Annotated in this window: 5 protein-coding genes, 2 tRNA genes and 1 pseudogene; 6 read left to right on the top strand and 2 right to left on the bottom strand. The window is 53.3% G+C overall.

Annotated features, from left to right (window positions below; all coding sequences use genetic code 11):
• Positions 1-77 precede the first annotated feature (77 nt).
• A tRNA-Val gene (locus B4O97_RS18855) sits at positions 78-149 on the bottom strand.
• 269 nt (positions 150-418) lie between these two features.
• On the opposite strand from B4O97_RS18855, the gene B4O97_RS18850 reads away from it, so the two are divergent.
• The 5 genes and pseudogenes from B4O97_RS18850 to B4O97_RS18830 all read left to right on the top strand — a co-directional run bounded on the left by B4O97_RS18850 (position 419) and on the right by B4O97_RS18830 (position 6,606).
• Positions 419-2,623, top strand: coding sequence for a glycoside hydrolase family 3 C-terminal domain-containing protein (locus tag B4O97_RS18850; protein WP_083053073.1), 2,205 nt, complete (start codon positions 419-421; stop codon positions 2,621-2,623).
• A 44-nt stretch (positions 2,624-2,667) separates the two neighbouring features.
• Positions 2,668-3,171 carry a PAS domain-containing protein gene (locus B4O97_RS18845; RefSeq protein ID WP_083053072.1) on the top strand — a complete coding sequence of 168 codons (504 nt, stop codon included), beginning with the start codon at positions 2,668-2,670 and terminating at the stop codon, positions 3,169-3,171.
• Positions 3,172-3,350: 179 nt separating this feature from the next.
• A complete protein-coding gene (locus B4O97_RS18840) occupies positions 3,351-4,319 on the top strand; it encodes a sensor histidine kinase (protein WP_158084406.1) in 969 nt (322 codons plus the stop codon).
• Positions 4,320-4,388: 69 nt separating this feature from the next.
• Positions 4,389-5,292, top strand: a pseudogene (locus B4O97_RS18835) (DUF3369 domain-containing protein); the annotation flags it as partial.
• 18 nt (positions 5,293-5,310) lie between these two features.
• The gene (locus tag B4O97_RS18830) at positions 5,311-6,606 is read left to right on the top strand and encodes a putative bifunctional diguanylate cyclase/phosphodiesterase (RefSeq protein ID WP_332891620.1); all 1,296 of its coding nucleotides are present in this window, start codon (positions 5,311-5,313) and stop codon (positions 6,604-6,606) included.
• Between the two features lie 18 nt (positions 6,607-6,624).
• On the opposite strand, the gene B4O97_RS18825 is transcribed toward B4O97_RS18830, so the two are convergent.
• The gene (locus tag B4O97_RS18825; protein ID WP_158084405.1) at positions 6,625-6,990 is read right to left on the bottom strand and encodes an FHA domain-containing protein; all 366 of its coding nucleotides are present in this window, start codon (positions 6,988-6,990) and stop codon (positions 6,625-6,627) included.
• 132 nt (positions 6,991-7,122) lie between these two features.
• On the opposite strand from B4O97_RS18825, the gene B4O97_RS18820 reads away from it, so the two are divergent.
• Positions 7,123-7,193 (top strand) — tRNA-Gly (locus tag B4O97_RS18820).
• The last annotated feature ends 241 nt before the right edge of the window (positions 7,194-7,434 follow it).

Here is a 7,434-nt window from a genome sequence, read left to right as displayed (position 1 = left end):
TGGAAGACAGACTGGGCGATACTGGATAGCACGAAGTGCGCCCAGCTTGCAGGAATGGTCTTCCCCGGAAGACAGACTGGGCGATACTGGATTTGAACCAGTGACTTCTACCGTGTGAAGGTAGCACTCTCCCACTGAGTTAATCGCCCGATTGATCATACGGTAATCCCTGGATACTGCTTTGTCAAGAAAAACGTGAGGGCTGTTTTCCCCCAATATATTGAAAATTGAAAGCTTTTCACCTGGACCCGGCAAGGTTTTGGGACTTCTGTTCTTCCCGCAGTATCCGGGCTTATGTATTCCGCTTCTCTATACGGATTGAGGGGCGCTTATGAATTATTGTTCCATTACCGGAATTTCATGTTAAAATCTTTTAAATTTATAGTCAGCGTACATATATAAGATAAAGGATGAAATTATGAAAGAAAAACCGGCTTACAAAGATGAATCCCTGAGTTTCGAGGAGCGTGCCCGTGATCTTGTTTCCAGAATGACCCTGGAAGAAAAGGCCTCTCAGACCCGCTACAATTCTCCCGCAATCCCCCGGCTGGAAATCCCCGCCTACAACTGGTGGAACGAGGCCCTTCATGGGGTCGCCCGGGCCGGGGTGGCTACCATGTTTCCCCAGGCCATAGCCATGGCGTCTACATTTGACGAAGAGCTGCTCTTCCGGGTCGCCGATGTAATCTCCACCGAAGGGAGGGCCAAGTATCATGAGTTTCAGCGCCAGAATGATCATGGTATCTACAAGGGGCTGACCTTCTGGTCTCCCAACATCAATATTTTCCGGGATCCACGATGGGGCCGGGGGCATGAGACCTACGGGGAGGACCCCTATCTGACCGGCAGGCTCGGTGTAGCCTTTATCCGGGGACTCCAGGGTGCGGATAAAAAGTACCTCAAGAGTGCAGCCTGTGCAAAACATTTCGCCGTTCACAGCGGACCCGAGGCTGAACGGCACAGTTTCAATGCGGTGGCATCTCCCAAGGACATACGGGAGACCTACCTTCCGGCCTTCCGGGATGCTGTAAAGGAGGCTGGGGTGGAATCTGTTATGGGCGCCTACAACAGGACGAACGGCGAGCCCTGCTGCGGAAGCCCGACCCTGCTGCAGAAAATCCTGCGGGAGGAGTGGGGCTTCAAGGGCCATGTAGTATCCGATTGCTGGGCCATAAAGGACTTTCATGAGGACCACAAGATTACAAAGACTCCCTCCGAATCCATCGCCCTTGCCATGAACAACGGCTGCGACCTTAACTGCGGACACATGTACATGCATCTTATGGACGCCTGTAAGGAAGGCCTGGTCCCGGAAGAGGCGATCGACCGGGCGGTAACCCGCCTGATGCTAACCCGCATGAAGCTGGGAATGTTCGATGATCCCGGTCATGTCCCCTTTGCTTCCACTCCCTATGAGGTGAATGACTGCCGGGAACACAGGGACTTTGCCCTGGAGGTATCCGGACAGTCTCTGGTTCTCCTGAAAAACGAGAAGAAGCTGCTGCCCCTGGACAGGAAGAGTATTAAATCCATCGCCGTTATCGGTCCCAACGCCGACAATGAAGAGGCTATGAAGGCCAATTACTGCGGTACCCCGTCGCACATGGTCACCGTGCTGCGGGGTATCCAGCAGGCGGTTGAGCCGGATACCCGGGTCTATTATGCCGAAGGCTGCCATCTCTACGCCAACAGAATAGAAAAGCGGGCGGAACCGAAGGACCGCCTTGCCGAGGCTGTGGCGGCGGCTCAAAGAGCGGACGTCGCAGTGGTCTGCCTCGGGCTGGATCCCACCATAGAAGGGGAAGAGATCCACATTATCGAGGGTGAAGCGGCAGGTCCCGGCGGAGCGGAGGAGATTCCCCGGGGTGACAAGAAGGACCTGAAACTCCCCGGACAACAGCAGGAGCTTTTGGAGGCCGTCTGTTCCACAGGAAAACCGGTTATCCTGGTGCTCCTGACCGGCAGTGCTCTGGCCCTTACCTGGGCTGATGAGCAGGTACCTGCAATTCTCCTCGGCTGGTACCCCGGAGCGGAGGGGGGACAAGCCATAGCATCGATGATCTTCGGTGATTACAGCCCCTCGGGAAGACTCCCGGTTACCTTCTATCGTTCCACTGAAGATCTGCCTGACTTCCGGGACTATTCCATGATTAACCGTACCTATCGGTATATGACGGGGGAGGCCCTGTATCCCTTCGGCTATGGTTTGAGTTACTCCAGCTTTGAATACAGTGCTTTGACCTTGGAGAAGGATGCCATCGAAGTCGGCGACCGGCTGGAGTGCCGGGTCCGGGTAAAAAATACCGGCAGCTTTGAGTCCGGCGAAACAGTACAGCTGTACCTCCGGGACCTCGAGGCGGGTACCCGTGTCCCCCGGTGGGAATTGAAAGGAGTTCGCAAGCTGAAGTTGAAACCCGGCGAAGAATCGGAGGTCAGCTTTACCCTTGCTCCCCGCCTCATGACCATGATCGATGACGAGGGACGGCGGATCCTGGAACCGGGCAAGTTCCAGGTCTACATCGGAGGCAGTCAGCCGGACAGAAGGAGCATCGTACTCACCGGGATCGAACCTCTCAGTGCGGTCTTTGAGGTCCGCGGCGAAGCCCGGGAATACGATTACTGAGGACTTTCCTTGACTTCTGCCTGGGGCCTGCCTAGGCTTAATGCATGTCCCTGCAGAAACATGACGAAGAGCTGCTTGTTTTTCGAGAGATGGTGGAGCATGCCAACGACGGTATGCTCCTGATAGAAGATGAAATAATTATCGAGTGCAATCCTGCGGTTTGTCTTCTCTATGGTCTGTCCCGTGATGATCTTGTAGGACGGCATCCGGGAACCCTCTCCCCGGAATATCAGAAAAACGGACGGAAATCCATCGAGTATTCCCGGGAATTGATGGCGGATGCCATGGCGGGCAGGGCCAGGCATTTTCTGTGGCAGCATCTCAGGTCCGACGGCACTGTTTTTACCGCAGAGATCTCCCTGAACCCGGCGAAAACGGTGCGTCTGTCCGAGGGTAAAGAGGTAAAACGCTACGTCTCCGTATTCCGGGATGTAACCCGCAGCATAGAAGCGGAGCGGGCCCTGGAGGAGAGCGAACAGCGTTTCCGCCGGCTCTTTGAGCTGGCTCCTGTGGCCCTTGCTCTTTTATCTCTGGATGGGGCATTGTAGCCCATAACAGATGGCACCGAAATCTTTTTGGCTATACCCTGGATGAGCTGCCAGACCTGGATCATTGGTGGCCCCTGGCTTATCCCGATCCTGAAGACCGTGAGAGAGCAAAAACCATGTGGGGAGCCGGGATCAGGCGGATAAGGGAAAAGGGAGGAGAGTTGCGTCCCACGGAGCTGTTGGTCGCAACGAAAAGCGGCGAACGGCGAAACCTGATATTCGGCGGAGCAATGATCGGCTCGGAGATTGTAGTCAGTTTCTACGATGTAACAGAGGAACGGCGGGTTCAGGCGGAGCTTGAAAGACTCAACGCTGAGCTTGAGGACAGGGTGCGGGAGCGGACCAGGGAACTGGCGGATGCCCTTTCTACACTGGAGCTGACTCATGAGGGGCTGATACGGTCGGAGAAGCTGGCGGGCCTTGGAGCCCTTGTCGCTGGAGTGGCTCATGAGCTGAATACGCCGATCGGAAATGCGCTTATGGTGGCCAGCACCATGCGGGATATGGGGCCGCGTTTTAACGAATTTCTGGCCGAAGGGCTCAAGCGCTCCGAGCTGGACAGGTTTCTTCAGGATTTGCAGGAGTCCTCGGAGATAATGGAGCGGAACCTGCTCCGGGCGGCCGAGATGATCAAGAGCTTCAAACAGGTGGCGGTGGACCAGTCGAGTCATCAGCGACGTCCCTTCATGCTCACCGAGATAGCAAATGAGCTGCGGCTCACCCTCAGCCCTCTGTTCAAACGAAGCACCGTCTCACTGACCCTTGATGTGGATCCTGAGATCAGGATGAACAGTTACCCCGGCCCCTTATCCCAGGTACTGATGAATCTGGTGAATAACGCGCTGGTCCACGCCTTCGAAGATTCCCCGGAGGGTGAAATCCGTTTTTCCGCCCATATGGGCACGGACGGGTATGTGAAGCTTGCGGTCGTCGACAACGGCTGCGGGATTGAACCTGAGGTTCTTCCCCAAATCTTTGATCCCTTTTTCACCACAAAACTCGGAAAGGGGGGATCCGGTCTCGGGCTTCATATTGTCTATTCCCTGGTGACCGGAATCCTGGGGGGATCGATCCGGGTAATAAGTGAACCCGGACAGGGAACCAGCGTGAACATCTCATTACCTGTTAAGGCTCCCGATGAGGCCTGAACAGAAAAATTTGCATTGGAGAAATTAATTTCCAATACTAGTAATGAGTACTGAATAACTGGTTGTCTGGTGGACAGTGTGAATGTAATCGATAATAACGAGAATGAATATCTTTCGATATTGGAAGATTCCGTCGAAACAGGATTGGAGGTAAAATCCCGAAAGAGCTGGAAGGTCCTTGTGGTTGATGATGATCCCGACGTGCATAAGGCTACAGACTTTGCCCTTCGGGGACTCATTATCGAGGATCGTCCCATTCGGCTTATCCACGCCTACAGTGCCGGGGAAGCTCTTAAGCTCATTACCGATACCAGGGATATTGCAGTTGCGATCCTGGATGTAGTTATGGAAACCGAGGATGCCGGGCTTGCAGTAATCAGGCAAATTCGGAAATTACCCGGCTCTCAGAGCCTGCGGATTATACTGCGGACCGGTCAGCCGGGTTATGCTCCCGAACTGGACACAATCCGTCACTTCGACATAAATGACTACAAGACAAAATCGGAGCTGACCCGCACAAGGCTGTATACAAGTCTGACCACTGCAATCCGTTCCTATAATCAAATGAAGAAGATTGACGAGATGCGTTCCGGTCTGGAAATGGTCGTCAAGGCAAGTACGGAACTCAATCAGAAACGGGGGCTCGAACTTTTTGCCGCCGGGGTTGTGGAACAGCTCTGCGCTCTGTTGAACATCGAACCCGAGGGGCTCATCTGTGCCCAGACGGGAGGGCCGGAAGATAAGGGGTCTCCCCGCATAATAGCCGCAGCCGGCCGTTACAGCAGCCTTATCGAGCAGCCGTTGACGAATCTTGACAATCAGGCCATCAGGGGGGCGATAGAACGCTGTCTGAGAGAGGTGTAATTTGTACGACGAGGGACTGGCTCTCTATTTTTCCACAGAAAATGGGGGTGAGCTCGTAGCCTTCGTGGAGACGGGTGAGCGTATTGAAGAGAATAACAGACACCTGCTGGAGGTCTTTGGTTCCAATATGGCCGTGGGCTTTGACAATGTTGTACTGTACGAACGTCTGCGGGACCAGGCGTATCTCGATCCATTGCTGCGTATTCCGAATCTCAACAAGATGCTGGAGCTCATTACAGAATCCCCTGTAATCAGCGGAGACCGATGCTTCGCCGTCATTGATATCGACGACTTCTCATCAATAAACGATACCCTGGGGCATGAGTTTGGTGACGCAGTCCTGAAGGAGGTCTACCGTACTCTTCGGAATAATCTGAATGAAAGCGTTATATCAAGGATAAACAGCGACACTTTCGGTTTGCTGGGACCTGCCTCGGAGGTCAATGCCGTCAAACTGCTCGCCCTTTTTGACAACCCTTTTCCCATTCAGGGGAACGAACTGAGACTTTCTGCCACCATCGGTCTTGTGGCTCTGGAAAGGGGAAAGCCAGCGGATCCGGAGGTGCTGAAAAACGCCAATCTTGCCCTTAAACCGGCAAAGCACACCAAACGCGGGTCGGCTGTCTATTTCTCAGATGAAATGGGCGGTATCATGCGGGACAGGATCCGGCTGCTGCGGGGAATCCGCAGCGCCATAGAGGCTCAGAAATTCTTTCTGGTCTACCAGCCGAAAATCAGTCTTGATACGGGAAAACCGGACGGTCTTGAGGCCCTTCTGCGATGGCAGAACGAGGAGGGAGATTATATTTCTCCGGATTACTTTATTCCCCTGGCGGAACAGTCAGGATTGATGGTCATTATCGGGAACCATGTTCTCAGGAGTGCCTGCTGGCAGCTGTCCCGGCTTCGCGAACAGGGATACACCTCGCTGGTTATGTCCATAAACGTTTCTCAGCTCCAGCTGCAGGAAGCAGACTTCGTCCAGGTTCTTGAACGGATTCTTCAGGATTACAATGTACCTCCGGATAAGATTGAGCTGGAGATAACCGAATCCATAGCGGCCGATGATCCCAAAAAAACACGGGATCTGCTGCTGAAGATCAGGGAGATCGGGGTAAATATTGCCATAGATGATTTCGGAACAGGTTTCTCATCCTTGAGCATTCTCAAGTATATTCCCGCGGGCAGGCTCAAGATAGACAGGAGTTTTATCCTGGAAATGGAGCAGGACGACAGTATCGCCCGCATTATTCTCGGTCTTGGCAGAAATCTCGGGATGATGGTTACTGCCGAAGGTGTTGAAACAGGGGACCAGTACCGTGCCCTGCGGGACCTGGGCTGCGATGAGGCCCAGGGATGGTTTTTCTCAAAACCTCTGGAAGAAGAGGCGCTGTATAAGTGGCTTCGCAGCGTATTCGGTTGAGTCAGAAAATGGAGGAATTCAAAGTTCCTCTTCAAACAGAAAGCGAAGGATCGATTCCCCGATCACTATTCTGTCACCGTAGTTGATTGGCATGGGCTTTTTGATCTTTTTACGATTAAGATAGGTGCCGTTGGACGAGTCCAGATCCTCGATGATTATACCCTGGGATGACGAGTTGATCCGGCAATGGATTCCGCTGATCTGTTTGTCGTTAATACGAATCCTGCAGGAAGAATCCCTGCCGATCAGGGTTTCACCTGATTCGAGGACATATCCCTGACCAAGAATATTGGCTGAAACGCCGACCAGGAATCCCCGTCGTACCAGTCCGGAAGAGACAATCTTTTTACCTTTGTTTTCTATAATAGTCTTTTTTTCCGGCATACATACCTTCCAGCGGAAACGTCCGCGCTTCATGTGTAGCAGAAACATGTCTGCTTGATCAAGGCAAGTGCTTATCAGGCAGAATCTGTCTTGACCAAGTACAACACGGATAAGTATACTGCACATGTAAATGCGAGCGTCGTATAATGGTATTACCCAAGCTTCCCAAGCTTGTGACGAGGGTTCGATTCCCTTCGCTCGCTGACGTAAAAAGCCTCCCGGCAGGGAGGCTTTTTACTATATAGAGAAGGGAATCGAAACAAGTGAGCGCGGGCCGCACAGGCCCGGAAGCGCGGCACGATGCCGCGCGCCAGCGAACGCGGCGGCTCGAAGGGAGTCGTCACGATGACGACGACCGGAGAGGATTCCCTTCGCTCGCTGACGTAAAAGGGGCTGTCTAAGAAGAATCTTAGTCAGCTCCTTTACTATTTTGGGAGTGAGGGT

It is taken from the genome of Marispirochaeta aestuarii, assembly GCF_002087085.1.
In the GTDB taxonomy this organism is placed as follows: Bacteria; Spirochaetota; Spirochaetia; order JC444; family Marispirochaetaceae; genus Marispirochaeta; species Marispirochaeta aestuarii.
Note: the sequence above shows the minus strand (reverse complement) of the source record. Positions and strands in the feature narration are given on the sequence as shown.